The sequence below is a fragment of the Actinophytocola sp. KF-1 genome (genome assembly GCF_054661535.1).
In genome coordinates this window covers 760,373-775,189 of the sequence record NZ_BAAFVK010000001.1, presented here as the reverse complement: position 1 = coordinate 775,189, position 14,817 = coordinate 760,373, and the positions used below count along the sequence as shown (strand labels likewise).

Annotated in this window: 14 protein-coding genes; 12 read left to right on the top strand and 2 right to left on the bottom strand. The window is 71.8% G+C overall.

What is annotated here, in order from left to right; translation table 11 throughout:
- Nucleotides 1–21: 21 nt before the first annotated feature.
- Both ACYQ77_RS03820 and ACYQ77_RS03815 read left to right on the top strand, forming a co-directional pair.
- Nucleotides 22–1,641 (top strand): DHA2 family efflux MFS transporter permease subunit, encoded by a 1,620-nt coding sequence (locus tag ACYQ77_RS03820; protein WP_459707420.1) that lies wholly within the window; start codon nt 22–24, stop codon nt 1,639–1,641.
- Entirely contained in the window at nt 1,602–2,222 is a 621-nt protein-coding gene (locus ACYQ77_RS03815; RefSeq protein ID WP_459707419.1) for a Maf family protein, read from the top strand. The genes ACYQ77_RS03820 and ACYQ77_RS03815 overlap by 40 nt, the downstream gene beginning before the upstream one ends.
- Here the strand turns inward: ACYQ77_RS03815 and ACYQ77_RS03810 are convergent.
- Nucleotides 2,206–2,922: a hypothetical protein gene (locus tag ACYQ77_RS03810; RefSeq protein ID WP_459707417.1), complete on the bottom strand. Its 717-nt coding sequence runs from the start codon at nt 2,920–2,922 to the stop codon at nt 2,206–2,208. The genes ACYQ77_RS03815 and ACYQ77_RS03810 overlap by 17 nt on opposite strands.
- A gap of 107 nt (nt 2,923–3,029) precedes the next feature.
- Here ACYQ77_RS03810 and ACYQ77_RS03805 point away from each other — a divergent pair, with 107 nt between their 5' ends.
- From ACYQ77_RS03805 to ACYQ77_RS03785, 5 genes are all read left to right on the top strand, one after another.
- Entirely contained in the window at nt 3,030–4,793 is a 1,764-nt protein-coding gene (locus ACYQ77_RS03805) for an acetyl/propionyl/methylcrotonyl-CoA carboxylase subunit alpha (RefSeq protein ID WP_459707416.1), read from the top strand.
- 292 nt (nt 4,794–5,085) lie between these two features.
- The gene (locus ACYQ77_RS03800) at nt 5,086–5,517 is read left to right on the top strand and encodes a DUF1707 SHOCT-like domain-containing protein (RefSeq protein ID WP_459707414.1); all 432 of its coding nucleotides are present in this window, start codon (nt 5,086–5,088) and stop codon (nt 5,515–5,517) included.
- 164 nt (nt 5,518–5,681) lie between these two features.
- On the top strand, nt 5,682–6,035 hold the full coding sequence (locus ACYQ77_RS03795; RefSeq protein ID WP_459707413.1) for a PE domain-containing protein: 354 nt from the start codon (nt 5,682–5,684) through the stop codon (nt 6,033–6,035).
- 5 nt (nt 6,036–6,040) lie between these two features.
- Complete coding sequence (locus tag ACYQ77_RS03790) at nt 6,041–7,372, top strand: PPE domain-containing protein (protein ID WP_459707411.1); 1,332 nt, start codon at nt 6,041–6,043, stop codon at nt 7,370–7,372.
- Between the two features lie 7 nt (nt 7,373–7,379).
- A complete protein-coding gene (locus ACYQ77_RS03785) occupies nt 7,380–8,177 on the top strand; it encodes an ESX secretion-associated protein EspG (protein ID WP_459707409.1) in 798 nt (265 codons plus the stop codon).
- A gap of 172 nt (nt 8,178–8,349) precedes the next feature.
- Here the strand turns inward: ACYQ77_RS03785 and ACYQ77_RS03780 are convergent, their stop codons facing one another.
- A complete protein-coding gene (locus ACYQ77_RS03780) occupies nt 8,350–9,753 on the bottom strand; it encodes an NAD(P)H-quinone dehydrogenase (RefSeq protein WP_459707407.1) in 1,404 nt (467 codons plus the stop codon).
- Nucleotides 9,754–9,858: 105 nt separating this feature from the next.
- Between ACYQ77_RS03780 and ACYQ77_RS03775 the strand changes: the two genes are divergently transcribed.
- The 5 genes from ACYQ77_RS03775 (at nt 9,859) to ACYQ77_RS03755 (ending at nt 14,687) form a co-directional block, all read left to right on the top strand.
- On the top strand, nt 9,859–10,311 hold the full coding sequence (locus ACYQ77_RS03775) for a gamma-glutamylcyclotransferase (RefSeq protein WP_459707405.1): 453 nt from the start codon (nt 9,859–9,861) through the stop codon (nt 10,309–10,311).
- Between the two features lie 107 nt (nt 10,312–10,418).
- Nucleotides 10,419–11,516 carry an efflux RND transporter periplasmic adaptor subunit gene (locus ACYQ77_RS03770; RefSeq protein ID WP_459707404.1) on the top strand — a complete coding sequence of 366 codons (1,098 nt, stop codon included), beginning with the start codon at nt 10,419–10,421 and terminating at the stop codon, nt 11,514–11,516.
- Nucleotides 11,517–11,530: 14 nt separating this feature from the next.
- A complete protein-coding gene (locus tag ACYQ77_RS03765) occupies nt 11,531–12,184 on the top strand; it encodes an ABC transporter ATP-binding protein (protein WP_459707402.1) in 654 nt (217 codons plus the stop codon).
- Nucleotides 12,181–13,383, top strand: a complete 1,203-nt coding sequence (locus ACYQ77_RS03760) for an ABC transporter permease (protein WP_459707400.1) — start codon at nt 12,181–12,183, stop codon at nt 13,381–13,383. The genes ACYQ77_RS03765 and ACYQ77_RS03760 overlap by 4 nt, the downstream gene beginning before the upstream one ends.
- A complete protein-coding gene (locus ACYQ77_RS03755; RefSeq protein ID WP_459707398.1) occupies nt 13,383–14,687 on the top strand; it encodes an efflux RND transporter periplasmic adaptor subunit in 1,305 nt (434 codons plus the stop codon). Before ACYQ77_RS03760 ends, ACYQ77_RS03755 begins: the two co-directional genes overlap by 1 nt.
- The last annotated feature ends 130 nt before the right edge of the window (nt 14,688–14,817 follow it).

The window sequence follows — 14,817 nt, the reverse complement described above, 5'->3', positions numbered from 1 at the left end:
CGAACTGACACACTGCACCGCATGAGAAGCCCGTGGATCCCGATGTGGGCGCTCTGCGCGTGCTTCTTCATGATCATGCTCGACTCGACGATCGTGACGGTCGCGATCCCCACGATGCTGACCGAACTGGACGCGAACCTGAACGAGGTCGTCTGGGTCAACAGCGTCTACCTCCTCGCGAACACGGTCCCCCTCCTCATCACGGGCCGGCTCGGCGATCGGTTCGGGCCGAAGAACGTCCTGGTGGCCGGGCTCGTCGCGTTCACGGCCGCGTCGGCGTGGAGCGGTCTCGCCACCACCGCGGGCGAGCTGATCGCCGCCCGCGCACTGCAGGGTCTCGGCGCCGCGCTCATGACCCCGCAGACGCTGTCGTTCATCACCCGCCTGTTCCCACCGGAGAAACGCGGTGTGCCGATCTCCGTGTGGGGTGCGGTGGCCGGCGTCGCGACGCTCGCGGGCCCGGTACTGGGCGGCCTGCTCGTCGAGCACGTCGGCTGGCAGTGGATCTTCCTGATCAACATCCCGATCGGCGTCGCGAGCCTGCTGATCGCGCTGGCCGCCCTGCCGAACTGGCAGCCGCGCAGGCGCCTGCGATTCGACCCGCTCGGCACGGCACTGTGCGCCGTCGGGCTCCTCTTCCTGGTCTTCGGCGTGCAGAACGGCCAGCACTACCACTGGAGCACGGTCGCGGGCCCGGTCACGATCGTCCACGTGCTCATCGCGGGCGTCGTGCTGCTCGCCGCGTTCGTGTACCGCCAGGTCACCGTGCGCACCCGCGAGCCGCTGGTGCCGAACGAGCTGTTCCGCGACCACACCTTCACCTACGCCAACCTGGCGCACGCGGCCATGGGCTTCGCGATGACCGGCATGTTCCTCCCGCTGGTCCTGTACCTGCAGACGGTCCTCGGCCTGACCGCGCTCGAGTCCAGCGCGCTGGCGCTGCCCATGGCCGTCACGGCGGCGGCAGCGGCCGGGGTGTCGGGCGCGCTGTGGCACCGCATCGGCGCGCGCAACCTGATCATCAGCGGGTTCGCGATGCTCGCGCTGGCCGTCGGCGCCCTCGTCTACCAGGCACAACCGGAGACGGACCCGGTCACGCTCATCCCCGGCCTCGCGTTCGCCGGGCTCGGCATCGGGTTCGTGTTCTCGCCGCTGACCACCGCCGCGACCGCGGGCATGCCGCCCGAGCTGGTCGGCGCGGCGTCCGGCGTGTACAACACGGCCCGCCAGGTCGGCGGGGTCCTGGGCAGCGCCGCGACCGGTCTCGTGCTGCAGCTGGGGGTGGCGTTCGCCGTGCCGGACGCGGCCGAGCGGTACGCGGAGCGCCTGCCGTTCCGGTACCGCGAGGAGTTCGTCGACCGGATCACCGAGGCCGCGAACACGGCGAGCCAGTTCGACTCGTCCCGCCCGCCCGTGCCGTCCAACCTGGACCCGGACGTCGCCGACATCGTGCGCAGGATCGTCACCGGCGTGTTCCACGAGGGCTTCACGGTGGCCGCGAAGGCGAGCCTCATGCTGCCGATCGCGGTGCTCCTCCTCGGCATCGTCGCGGCGACGGGCATCCGCGTGCGCACGAAGGCGGGCGATCTAGAGTCGCGGGTGTGGAGTTCGTCCTCGCATCACAGTCACCCGCCCGCCTGATGGTCCTGCGTGCCGCGGGCATCGAACCCGTCGTGCACGTGTCCGGCGTCGACGAGGACGCCATCACCGCCGCGCTGCCCGCGGACGCGGCGCACGAGCAGGTGGTCGTCACGCTCGCCGAGGCCAAGGCCCGCGCGGTCGCGTCCGCCCACGCGGACGCGGTGGTCGTCGGCTGCGACTCGATGCTGTCCCACGACGGCGAGCTGGTGGGCAAGCCGGGCACACCGGAACGCGCCCGTGAGCGGTGGAAGCGGATGGCGGGCGGCGTGGGCAGGCTGCTGACCGGCCACGCCGTGCTCCGCGTCCGCGACGGGGTCGTCGATGCGGTCGCCACCGGCACCGTGAGCACCACGATCCGGTTCGGCAACCCCGCCGAGGACGAGGTCGAGGCGTACATCGAGACCGGTGAGCCGCTGTCGGTCGCGGGCGGGTTCACGCTCGACGGGTTCGGCGGCTGGTTCGTCGACGGCGTCGACGGCGACCCGTCCAGCGTGATCGGGATCAGCCTGCCGCTGACCCGCGGGCTGCTCGGCGAGGTCGGCGTGCGGGTGGTCGACCTGTGGGCTAGTCGCAGGGGTTGATCGCGGCCTCGGTCAGGTCCGGGTCGGGCCAGCCGGGCATGGACTCGAGCCGCGCGTAGTCGCGGGTGCAGCCGAGCACCTCGCTGCCCATCGAGTAGATCTGCACGTGGATGTCGGTGTCCGAGCAGTCCGCGGTGGTCGTGCGGTCGCAGCGGTGCTGCGCGACGAGCACCTCCGGCCCGGACTGCTGCCCGGTGACGTCCTGCACCGCGACGAACCCGGCGTCGGACGCGAACGGCTTCTCCAGCGACGCCCACTTCCCGGACCGGCCGACGATGACCTGGCCGAGCACGCCGTCGGCGGCGCTGCCACGCACGACGCACGCCGACAGGGTGCCGCCGACACACTGCAGCGCGTCGGGCCCCAGCACGGCGCCGAGCTTGGTGATGGTCACCTCGATCACGTCGCTCGCGCCGCCCCCGCCGATCTGCAGGCGGCCGGACTTGCCGCCGGCGTCCACGACGAGCTGCACGGTGGTGCCACCGATGGGGATCGGCCCGAGCACGCGGCACGGGTCGGCCAGGCAGCCGTCGGCGCCGGGCCCCGAGGTGGTGGTCGACGGGGTCGTGGTCTCGCCCGGGCGGTTCGCGGCCGTCCGTTCGTGGCGCACGTAGGCAGCCGCGGCCAGGGCGCCGAGCGCGACGAGGGCGCACACGGCCGCGGTGACGACCACGGCCCACGGCCTACCCGATCGTGTCACCCGTCACCCCTCGCCCGTGACCTTGCTCTCGCCCCATGTCAGCACATGGTCCGTAAACTTCCCCACCAGTAACAAGTGTGCCGCCTCGTCGATGAGGGAGTAAGGGCGTGCCCCAGCTCAACAAGATCCTGATCGCCAACCGCGGTGAAATCGCCGTCCGCGTCATCCGTGCGTGCCGGGACGCAGGCCTCCCGAGCGTGGCTGTCTACGCCGACCCCGACCGGGACGCGATGTTCGTCCGGTTGGCGGACGAGGCGTTCGCCCTCGGCGGCTCGACCGCCGCCGAGAGTTACCTGAACATCGAGAAGCTCATCGACGCGGCCACCCGATCGGGGGCGGACGCGGTACACCCCGGTTACGGGTTCTTGTCGGAGAACGCGGAGTTCGCGCAGGCCGTGATCGACGCGGGCCTGACGTGGATCGGCCCGTCGCCGCAGGCCATCCGCGACCTGGGCGACAAGGTGACCGCCCGCCACATCGCGACCCGCGCGGGCGCGCCGCTGGTGCCGGGGACGAAGGAGCCGGTCGGCGGGCCGGAGGAGGTCGTGGCGTTCGCGGAGGAGCACGGCCTGCCGGTGGCGATCAAGGCCGCGTTCGGCGGCGGCGGCCGCGGGCTGAAGGTGGCGCGGACGATCGAGGAGATCCCGGAGCTGTTCGACTCGGCGGTGCGCGAGGCGGTGGCGGCGTTCGGGCGGGGCGAGTGCTTCGTGGAGCGCTACCTGGACAAGCCGCGGCACGTCGAGGCGCAGGTCCTGGCCGACAAGCACGGCAACGTGATCGTGGTCGGCACGCGGGACTGCTCGCTGCAGCGGCGGCACCAGAAGCTCGTGGAGGAGGCCCCGGCGCCGTTCCTGTCGGACGAGCAGCGCGCGGCCATCCACTCCTCGGCGAAGGCGATCTGCAAGGAGGCCGGCTACTCGGGCGCGGGCACGGTCGAGTACCTGGTGGGCCAGGACGGGACGATCTCGTTCCTGGAGGTCAACACGCGGCTGCAGGTGGAGCACCCGGTGTCGGAGGAGACGGCGGGCGTCGACCTGGTGCGCGAGCAGTTCCGCATCGCGGCGGGCGAGAAGCTGCGGTTCACCGAGGACCCCACGCCCCGGGGTCACTCGATCGAGTTCCGCATCAACGGCGAGGACGCGGGGCGCGGCTTCCTGCCCGCGCCGGGCGTGGTGACGAGGTTCGTGCCGCCGGACGGACCCGGCGTGCGCGTGGACACCGGCGTCGAGTCGGGCACGGAGATCGGCGGCCAGTTCGACTCGCTGCTCGCGAAGGTGATAGTCACGGGTGCCACCCGCGAGGAGGCCATCGAACGGTCGCGGCGCGCGCTGGACGAGATGGTCGTCGAGGGCATGGCGACGGTGTTGCCGTTCCACCGCGTGATCGTGCGCGACCCGGCGTTCGCGTCGGAGTTCACCGTGCACACGCGGTGGATCGAGACCGAGTTCGACAACAGGATCGAGCCGTTCACCGCACCCGCCGACGCGTCGCCGTCGCCGTCGTCGTCGGAGGACGAGCGGCAGACCGTCGTCGTGGAGGTCGGCGGACGCCGGCTCGAGGTGTCGCTGCCCGGGGGCCTGGCGACGGCGTCGGCCCCCAGGGCGGCCGCGGCCAAGCCCCGCAAGCGCTCGGGCGGCAAGGCGACGGCGGTCTCGGGCGACGCGGTGGCGGCGCCCATGCAGGGCACGATCGTGAAGATCGCCGTCGAGGACGGGCAGACCGTCGAGGCGGGTGACCTGATCGTGGTGCTGGAGGCCATGAAGATGGAGAACCCCGTCACCGCCCACAAGGCGGGCACGGTCACCGGCCTGAACGTCGGCCAGGGCGAGACGGTCACGCAGGGCACCGTGCTCTGCGAGCTGAAGGACTGAGCGCGGCCCTCGGCCCCCGAAATCCAGCGTACCGGCGACCACCGACAACCCGGCCTGGCAAAACCCGGGTTGTCCACAGCCCACCCGGTTGTCCACAGCCAAGATCGACAACCCCGGGTCTGTCGGTGGGTACCGGTAGACTGGCATGGCGGGTGGCCCCCGGGATCGGGTGGGGGTTGCCATCGCGCGCGCGAGCGGCTTGCCGCGGTTCCCCGGGCGCCGGGCTGAGAAGACCCTCAGGTCACGACAATCGTCACGGTTGATTACCGGATTACAGACGTACGATCGAAGGGTGAGCGAGTACCAGCCGTCGGACATCCGGGTGAGTGACGCCGAGCGGGAAGAGGCCCTCACCAAGCTCGGCGAGCACATGAGCGCGGGCCGGCTGGACATCGACGAGTACGGGGAGCGCTCCGCGCAGGTCGCCACCGCCAAGACGCGCGGTGATCTGCTCCGCCTGTTCGGCGACCTGCCCGAGCCGAAGCCTGCCTTCGGGCAGCCGAAGGGCGCGGTCGCGCCGCGGGAGCGCGGGTTCGTCGAGAAGGTCGCGCCCGTCGCGATCCCGGTCGCCGCGATCCTCGCCATCGGCACGGTCCTGGTCGTGCTCAAGATCGGGTTTTTCGTGCCCCTGCTGTTCTTCTTTCTTTTTGTGAACGGCCGGTGGCACGGCCAGCGCCGCGGTCCTGACCAGCGGCGCAGGTGGCGGCACGAGCGCGGCTACTGACACCCGCCGAAGGTCGCGAGCCGATCGGCGGATTGCCCGCCCTTCACCCGATTGCCAGACTCGGCGAAAAAGATCTCACGAAAACTGGGTGAACCATCGAATCCGATCATCCGTATTGGATATGGTTGATCGACCACAGGGGATCTGGTTGGGAGGGCAACCGAGTGCCAGGTAAGCACGGGGGTGGGGGTACCCAGAACGACATCGTCAGGGTCGATCCGGACGCGGTGCCAGGCCTGCGTTCGGCCTTCGCCGACGCGCTCGCCAGGGTGGACCGCCAACTCGAGCTGGCGGAGGCGGAGCTGCGGATCAACGCGTGGGCCAAGGACCCGGTCAGCCAGGGCGCGACCAAGCTCTTCAACGACCGTTCCGTCGAGGCGGACCGGTCCGCGGTGGACACCCTGCGCGCCTACCGCGCCGAGCTGGACGCCGCGGTCCAGAACCTGGACAAGACCGCGAAGCAGTACTCGAAGACGGACGGCGACAACGTCCACGGCGTCGGTAAGAACGGGGGCTGACCACCATGCCTGACACCCCCACGACGCCGCCCGCCGAGGAGACGCCTGCCGCCGGCGACCCGGCCGAGGGCACGCGCTGGCGCGGCTACACCCACAAAGAGCTGTACCTGATGCTGCACGACGGTCCCGGCGCGGCCGCGGCCGCGTCACCGTCGCGGCGCTGGGCCGAGATCTCCTCGACCCTCACCGAGATCGGCGAGGACCTCAAGAAGGCACTCGACCTGACCGGCTCCGGCTGGCAGGGCCGCGCCGCGGGCGCCGCGTACGACCGGCTGTCGACCACGGTCGCGTGGGCCACCAACGCCGGCGCCAACGCGGGGCTCATGCGCACCGCTGTCGAGGACCAGGCCGACCACATCGCCAAGGCGCGCGCCGACATGCCCGCCCCCGAAGGCGTGCCGCCGGTGCAGCCCGACCCGACGGTCGCGCCCGCCGTGCAGGTGCTCCAGACCCAGGTCGACGCCGAACCCGCCGAGGCGGGCGCGTCGTCCGCGGAGGAGCGGGCCGTCGAGGTGATGGCCGCCTACGAGAACAACACGAAGACGACCACGGCCTCGCTCGCGAACTTCGACATGCCGCAGAAGCTGCTGCCGAACACCGGCATGAGCAACGGCCACGGCGGCGGGCTGCTCGGCATCCTGCCGACCGTCGTGTCCGGGCTCGTCGGTCACGGCGGGCCGTCCCGGCACGACGACCACCCCCGCAACGACTGGCGCGGGCCGCGCAACGACTGGCACGGGCAGTCGACGGGTGGCTCGTCCGCGCAGTGGGAGGAGCGGCGGCCGCTGCCGCCCGCTCCGCAGGCGCCCGGCAAGACGATGGGTGTGTCCAGGGAACCGCTGCTCGCGCCGCGCATCATGATGAGCGGCGGCACGCAGGAGCGGACGGCGAACAACCGCGGCGGCTCCGGCGGCGGGTCCGGCGGTGGTGCCGGCGGCGGTGGCGGTGCCCCGGCCGCGGGTGGCTCGAGCAGCGGGCAGGGCCCGATGCCGCAGAAGACCCCGTCGACGAACGCGGCCCTGCCGCCGGCCGAGCAGTTCCAGCAGGCCGCGGCGGCGAGCCAGGCGGCCGCCACTGCCCACTCGGGTGCGGGCGCGCCGATCGCGCCGGCGACCGGAGCGGTCGGCGGTGGACAGGAGAAGATGGCGCTGCGCCGGTTCGGCATGGACGCCATCGGGTCCAGCCAGTGGTTCGGCGACACGGAGGAGCCCGCGGTCGGCGAAAGCCCGAAGCGGCGGTTCGACCTGCGGGAGTCCGCGGAGGTCACCGAGTCCGTCTCGATCCTGGACGAGGAACACAAGCTGCCGCCCACGGTGATCGGCGAAGGCGGCCGATAATCGCCGTATGACGATCGGCAGCACGATCGGCGGGGTCGGCACCGACCCCGTGGAGATCAGCACGCTCGAGTTCGACGTGCTGTGGGAGCACTACCACGGCGTCGCCCAGATGCCGCTGGTGCTGCGGGTCCCGTCCCCGGGCCACACGGACGAGGAGCGCAAGCGCATCGTCCGCGGCGTGTGGGACGGGCTCGCGGGCCGCGGTCTCGGCTCACCCGTGGACGCCGACCCGCGGCTCACGCACCTGCTGTCGTTGCTGCGCAAACCGGACCGGGAGATCGACGGCCGGTTGTGGCTGGGCCGCGAGGTGCGGCTGCTGACGGCGGCGACCGGTGACGAGGCCGTGCTGGCGGTACTGGCGGACGGCCGGCTGACGCTGCGGCCCGCGGACGCGACGGGCCTGCCGAGGTTCGCGCTGTCGGTGCTGCCGCCCGCGCCCGCGGGCCCCGGCCAGTCGATCACGCTGCCGACCGCCGACTTCGAGGCGGCCGCCAAGGAGGCACGCAAGCAGGAGGAGCTGGCGGTCGCGCTGCGCAACCGCGGCGTGCGCGCGCCGGACGCGCAGACGCTGGCGGAGATGATCGGTGACATCGTCAACCGCGGCCAGTACGGCAGCGCGCATCGCGACCGCTGGGGCCGCCGCGTCCGCACCCCCCGGGTGATCAGCTTCTTCGACACGGAAGCGGGCCGCTACCTGCAGGTCCGCCGCGAGTCCGACGACGCGGAACCCTGGACGACGATCTCCCCAGCCGACCACCGCCGCCTACTGCAACACCTGACAGAACTCCACGAAGAACACCCCTGACCCCGCGAGTCACGCCCAGGAACATCGCGAGTCTCGCTCGGAGGCATACCGAGTTGTCAGTTTCGTGCCGATCTTGTTCCGCGCAGGCCGCACCAAGATCTGCACGAAATCGACAACTCGGTGTGCGCGAGAGCGTGACTCGCGGTGTTTGAGAGCGTGACTCGCGTGGGGGTTAGTCCAGGTCGTCGTGGCGGATCAGGCGGCGGGCCGCTTCGGTGATCGAGCCGGAGAGGCTGGGATAGACCGAGAACGTGTGGGTCAGGTGTTCCACCGTCAGCTGGTTCTGGACGGCCAGTGCGATGGGGAGGATCAGTTCGCTCGCGGTGGGAGCCACCACCACGCCGCCTACCACCACGCCGGTCGCGGGGCGGCAGAAGAGCTTCACGAAGCCCCTGTGCAGGCCTTCCATCTTCGCGCGGGCGTTCGTCGCCAGCGGCAGCATGATCGTGCGCGCCGGGACCTCGCCCGAGTCGATCGACTGCTGCGAGATGCCGACCGTCGCGATCTCCGGGTGGGTGAACACGTTCGCCGCGACCGTCTTGAGCTTGATCGGGGCCACGCCCTCGCCCAGCGCGTGCCACATCGCGATCCGGCCCTGCATCGCCGCCACCGACGCGAGCATCAGCAGGCCCGTGCAGTCACCGGCCGCGTAGACGCCCGGCACCGACGTCCGCGACACCCGGTCCACCGACACGAACCCGCCGGGGCCCGTCGCCAGGCCGACCTTGTCGAGCCCGATGTCCTCGGTGTTCGGGATCGACCCGACGGTCATCAGCGCGTGCGACGCCTCGACCGTGCCGCCGGACTCCAGGTGCACGACGACGCCCTTGGCGGTCCGCTCCACCCGCGACGCACGCGCGTGCTTGACCACCTCGGTGCCCCGCGCCGCGAACACGTCCTCCAGCACGGCGGCCGCGTCGGCGTCCTCGTGGGGCAGCACGCGGTCGCGCGACGAGATCAGCGTGACCCGCACCCCCATCTCGGTGTACGCGGACACGAACTCGGCGCCGGTGACCCCCGACCCGACGACCACGAGGTGTTCCGGCAGTTCGGGCAGGTCGTAGATCTGCCGCCAGTCGAGGATCCGCTCGCCGTCCGGCACGGCGCCGGGCAACACGCGCGGGGTCGCACCGGTCGCGATGAGCACGACGTCGGCGTCCAGGACCTCGGACGTGCCGTCGTGGACCTCCGCCACGACGCGGTGCGCGGCCATGCCCGGCTTGTCGTCGCAGAACCGCGCGACGCCGTGGATGATCCGCACGCCCTCGCGCTGCACCCGGTTGCGCACGTCCGCCGACTGCGCCAGGGCGAGCCCGCGCACGCGGCTGTGCACCGCGGGCAGGTCGACCGGAGGCAGCTGGCTGTCGACACGAATGCCCAGCTCATCGGCGTTGTGGAAGGCGGCACGGGCGCCCGCCGATGCGATGAACGTCTTCGACGGCACGCAGTCGTACAGCACGCACGCGCCGCCGAGCCCGTCCCGTTCGACGATCGTGACGTCGGCGCCGTGCTGGGCGGCGACGAGCGCCGCCTCGTATCCCGCCGGGCCGCCACCCATGATCACGATCCGGGTCACCTGCAGCTCCCCTCTGCTCGTGTGAAGCGTTCCGGGACAAACGGTACGCGGCGTGACGCGGCGCGGTGACAGCGCATGATCCCAGGTATCGCTACGCTGTCGGGCGTGCCGCTCTACGCCGCGTACGGGTCCAACATGGATCCCGCCCAGATGATGGAGCGAGCGCCGCATTCCCCGATGGCGGGTACCGGCTGGCTCGTTGGTTGGCGCCTGACCTTCGGCGGGGAGGACCTCGGCTGGGAGGGCGCGCTCGCGACGATCGTCGAGGACCCCAAGTCGCAGGTGTTCGTGGTGCTCTACGACGTGACACCGGAGGACGAGACGCGTCTCGACCGCTGGGAGGGCTCCGAGCTGGGCCTGCACTCGAAGATCAGACTGCGGGTGCAGACGCTCGAGGGTTCGGTGCTCGCCTGGTTGTACGTCCTGGACGCCTACGAAGGTGGTCTGCCGTCGGCGCGCTACCTCGGCGTGGTGTCCGACGCGGCCGAGGCGGCGGGTGCGCCCGCCGACTACGTGGCCGACCTGCGCACGAGACCGTGCCAGGGCATCGGCCCGTAGCCGGCCCTCACATCTGATTCACAGCCTCGCCGAAGCGGCCGCACAGCCGCCGCCCCGAGGCTCTCCGACGACAGCCCAGGATGCCGTCGAGAGCCGAGGAGCAACGGGTGAGGAAGAGGCTGCTTGTGCTGGCCGGCGTGGTCGTGGTGGCCGCGGGCGGCGGCGCCGCGTGGTGGTTGCTGAGACCGGCTGAGGCCACGAGCTCGCCGGTGGTCGTGCCGGTCACGGTCGGCACGCAGCGGCAGACGGTGTCCGCGTCCGGCACCGTGCAGCCGGCGGCACGCGCGGACCTGAGCTTCGGCGTGACCGGCGAGGTCACCGAGGTGCTCGTCAAGGAAGGCGACACGGTCACCGCGGGCCAGGCGCTCGCGCGGGTCGACGACACGCTGCTCCAGGCCCAGCTGACGGCCGCGCAGGCCCAACTGGACGCGGCGGAGGACAAGGCCGCCGGCGCGGACGACGCGTCCGCGGACGCCGCGGTGGTGTCCGCGGAGAGCGACGTGGCAGCCGCCCAGGAGGCGGTGGCGCAGGCGACGCTGACATCGCCCATGGCGGGCACGGTGGCGGCGGTGGACCTGGCCGTCGGCGACCGCGTGGGAACGTCCCAGCAGAGCAGCGGCGGGGACGCGGAGAGCGCCCAGGTGACCGTGGTGTCCACGGGCACGTTCGTGGTCGAGGCGAACGTCAGCGCTGCCGACGCGGCCCGCGTCAAGCAGGGCCTCGCCGCCGAGATCACCCCGGTCGGCGCGGACGAGCCGGTCGAGGGCACGGTCCGCACGGTCGGCCTGGTCGCGGCGGCCGACAGCGCAGGCGCGGCGACCTTCCCGGTGACCGTGGACGTGACCGGCGCGCGCGACGACCTGTACGCGGGCTCGTCGGCGACGGTCGTGGTCGTGGTGGCGGAACGCGAGAACGTGCTGACCGTGCCCGCCATGGCCCTGCACACCGAGGACGGCACGACGTACGTGAACAAGGTCGTCGACGGCACGCCGGTGCGCACGGCCGTCGAGGTCGGCGAGTCGTACGGCCCACAGACGGAGATCACGGCCGGTCTTGTCGAGGGCGACCAGGTCGAGGTGCGGGCCGACGTCCAGAACCGCACCCCCAGCGGCGGTGGTGGTGGCGGGGACACGGTCTTCCCCGGCGGTGGCGGCGGCCCGATGATGGGCGGACCCATGATCGTGCAGGGCGGCGGCGGCCGGTGAACACCATCATCGAGATGACGGACGTGCGCAAGACGTACGCGACGGGCGCGGTCGAGGTGGAGGCCCTGCGCGGGGTGTCGCTGCGGATCGGGCAGGGCGAGTACGTGGCGGTCGCGGGCCCGTCCGGCTCGGGCAAGTCGACGCTCATGCACATCATCGGCTGCCTGGACGTGCCGACGTCCGGCGAGTACGTGCTGGCGGGCGGCAACGTGACCACGCTGCCGGAGTCGCACCTCGCCGACATCCGCAACCGCCGCATCGGGTTCGTGTTCCAGCAGTTCAACCTGCTGCCGAGCCTGTCGGCGTGCCGGAACGTGGAGCTGCCGCTTGCCTACGCAGGTGTCGCGCCCGCGGAGCGGCGGCGCAGGGCCGAGGAGGCGCTGACCCGCGTCGGCCTCGCGGACCGGCTCACGCACCGGCCGGGTGAGCTGTCCGGCGGGCAGCAGCAGCGGGTGGCGGTGGCGCGGGCGCTGGTCACCGACCCGGCGCTGATCCTCGCGGACGAGCCGACGGGCAACCTGGACTCGGCGGCGTCCGCCGACGTGCTGGCCCTGTTCGACGAGCTGCACGCGGTGGGCCGCACGATCGTGCTGATCACGCACGAGGCGGACGTGGCCCGGCGGGCGCAGCGGTCGGTGCTGATCCGGGACGGGCGGCTCGCGGCATGAACTGGCGGGACACCTTTGCCGGCGGTCTGGAGGCCATCCGGGCGCACCGGCTGCGGTCGGCGCTGACCATGCTGGGCATCGTCATCGGCATCTCGTCGGTGATCCTGACCGTCGGCCTCGGGCTGGGCGCGCAGGACCAGGTGCGGGCGCAGATCGACGCGCTGGGCAGCAACCTGCTGATCGTGTCGCCGGGCAGCAGCACGTCCTCGTCCGGGGTGCGCGGCGGTTTCGGCACGGCGTCGACACTGACCACGTCGGACGCGGCGGCACTCGCCGATCCCGCGGTGGCGCCGGACGTGGCGGCGGTGGCGCCGGTGACCACGTCGCAGGCGGCGCTGGTGGCGGGCACGACCAACTGGACGTCGAGCCTGGTCGGCACGACGGGTTCGTGGCTGTCCGTGCGCAACCGGACGTTGTCGGCGGGCCGGTTCCTGACCGAGGGCGACGCGGACGTGGTCGTGCTGGGCCCGGACACGGCGGGCGAGCTGTTCGGCGGCCGGCCGGCGGTCGGGCAGCGGGTCACGGTGTCGGGCAGGCCGATGACGGTGGTGGGCGTGCTGGCGTCGACGGGCGCGTCGTCGAGTTCGGCGAGCGACGACGACGTGGCCGTGGTCCCGGTGGCGACGGCGCGGGAGCTGGCGGGCACCCCGTCGTCGTCGGTGTCGACGATCTACGTGCAGGCCCGGTCGGAGGACGTGCTGTCGGCCGCGTACCAGGAGGTCGACGCGCTGCTCGCGAACCTGCACGGCGACACCGACTTCTCGATCACGTCGCAGGAGTCGCTGCTGGACACGGCGAACGCGACGAACAGGACCCTGACCATCCTGCTGGCGGGCGTCGCGGCGATCTCGTTGCTGGTGGGCGGGATCGGCGTCATGAACATCATGCTGGTGGCGGTGACGGAGCGGATCCGGGAGATCGGGCTGCGCAAGGCGCTGGGCGCGACCCCGTCGGCGATCCGCCGCCAGTTCCTGGTGGAGGCGGGCGTGCTGGGCGCGTGCGGTGGGCTGCTCGGGGTGGCACTGGGCGTGGCGGGCGCGTTCGTGCTGCCGGAGGTGCTCGACCAGCCGGTGAGCGTGTCGGTGCCCGCGACAGCCGCCGCCATCGGGGTCGCGCTGGCCATCGGGATCGGGTTCGGCGTGTACCCGGCGTCGAGGGCGGCGCGCCTCACCCCCATCGACGCGTTGCGGAGCGAGTGATGAAGCGACTGGTGGTGGCGGCCGTACTGGTGGCCGCGGCAGGTTCGGCAGTGGTGACGTTCGCGGACGCGTCCCCGTCTCCCCGCTACCGACTGTCAACGGTGACGACAGGCGACGTAACCCAGACGGTGACGGTGACGGGCACGGTCGACCACGTGAACCGCGCGGACGTCGCCTTCGGCACGGACGGCACGGTGAAGACGCTGGCGGTGTCGCCGGGCGACGAGGTGACCGCCGGGCAGGAACTGGGCACGCTGGACACGACGGACCTGCAGGCCGCGGTGGATCGCGCGTCGGCGCAGGTGACGGCGGCGGAAGCAGCGCTGGCGGAAGACGAAGCCGCGCAGGAGGAAGCGGCGGGCCGATCGGACGAACTGGCGTCGAACCAGCACAAGGTCCGCACGGCACGAACGACAGCGACGAAAGCACTGACGACTGCGGCGAACGCGCTGGCAGCACAGGAGAAAGCGTGCGCGGCCCCGACATCGCCGACGTGCACGGCAGCGGTGACAACGACGCGGGCAGCGCAGGAAGCGGTGCAACGCGCCCAGACGACGCTGCAGTCGGCGATCGAAGCGCTGGCAGGCTCGGTCCCGACGGAACCGGAGTCGGCGAGCGCCGTCGCGGAGGGCCAGGCGTCGGTGGACGAGGCAACGGCAAAGCTGGTCGAAGCGGAGCAGGCACTGGCGGGCGCGACGCTGCGAGCACCGATCGCGGGCACGGTAGGCGCGGTGACAGCAACAGCCGGGGACAAGGTCGGCGCGGGCACTCCGGTAGTGACGCTGATCGGCAAAGGCGCGGCAACGGTGACGGCGACAGTCCCGTTGGAACAACTGCAAACACTCGCGACCGGCCAGACGGCGAACGTGACCCCAACAGGCACGACGACGGACGTGCCGGGCACGGTGACGGAGGTGGGCACCCTGCCGGACGAGTCGTCGGAAACGGTGACGTACCCGGTGACGATCACGGTCGCGACCCCACCGGCACAGATGGCAACGGGAAGCACGGCCACGGCAACAATCACGGTGGCAACGGCGAAAGACGTGCTGACGGTACCGACATCGGCAGTGCGACAAGGCATGGTGACGGTCCTGTCGGGCGACCAGACAACACCAACACGCGTGACGGTGGGCGCGGTAGGCCCGACAAGAACGGAAATCAAAGAGGGCTTGGCGAAAGGCGACCAGGTGGTCCTGGCAAACCTGGACACCCCCCTACCGACAAACGACCAACACCCCGGCCCAGGCGGCGACTTCCTCGGCGGCGACGGCCCAGTACGCATGATGCGCCCAGAAAACTGACCAGACCGTCCCAAAAGGACAGAACGACGCAGAACGGGCGCAGCCCACACAAGGACTGCCTGCCTGCCATCCCGTCGACCTGGCGAAGCCCGATCACACTGTGTCAAGGGGGCCCGAAGCACGACCCAAC

Bases quoted from the DNA above. Each gene is read 5' to 3' on its own strand.
- ACYQ77_RS03820 (WP_459707420.1), top strand. From the start codon at position 22: ATGAGAAGCCCGTGGATCCCGATGTGGGCGCTCTGCGCGTGCTTCTTC.
- ACYQ77_RS03790 (WP_459707411.1), top strand. From the start codon at position 6,041: ATGCCTGACACCCCCACGACGCCGCCCGCCGAGGAGACGCCTGCCGCC.
- ACYQ77_RS03785 (WP_459707409.1), top strand. From the start codon at position 7,380: ATGACGATCGGCAGCACGATCGGCGGGGTCGGCACCGACCCCGTGGAG.
- ACYQ77_RS03765 (WP_459707402.1), top strand. From the start codon at position 11,531: ATGACGGACGTGCGCAAGACGTACGCGACGGGCGCGGTCGAGGTGGAG.
- ACYQ77_RS03760 (WP_459707400.1), top strand. From the start codon at position 12,181: ATGAACTGGCGGGACACCTTTGCCGGCGGTCTGGAGGCCATCCGGGCG.
- ACYQ77_RS03755 (WP_459707398.1), top strand. From the start codon at position 13,383: ATGAAGCGACTGGTGGTGGCGGCCGTACTGGTGGCCGCGGCAGGTTCG.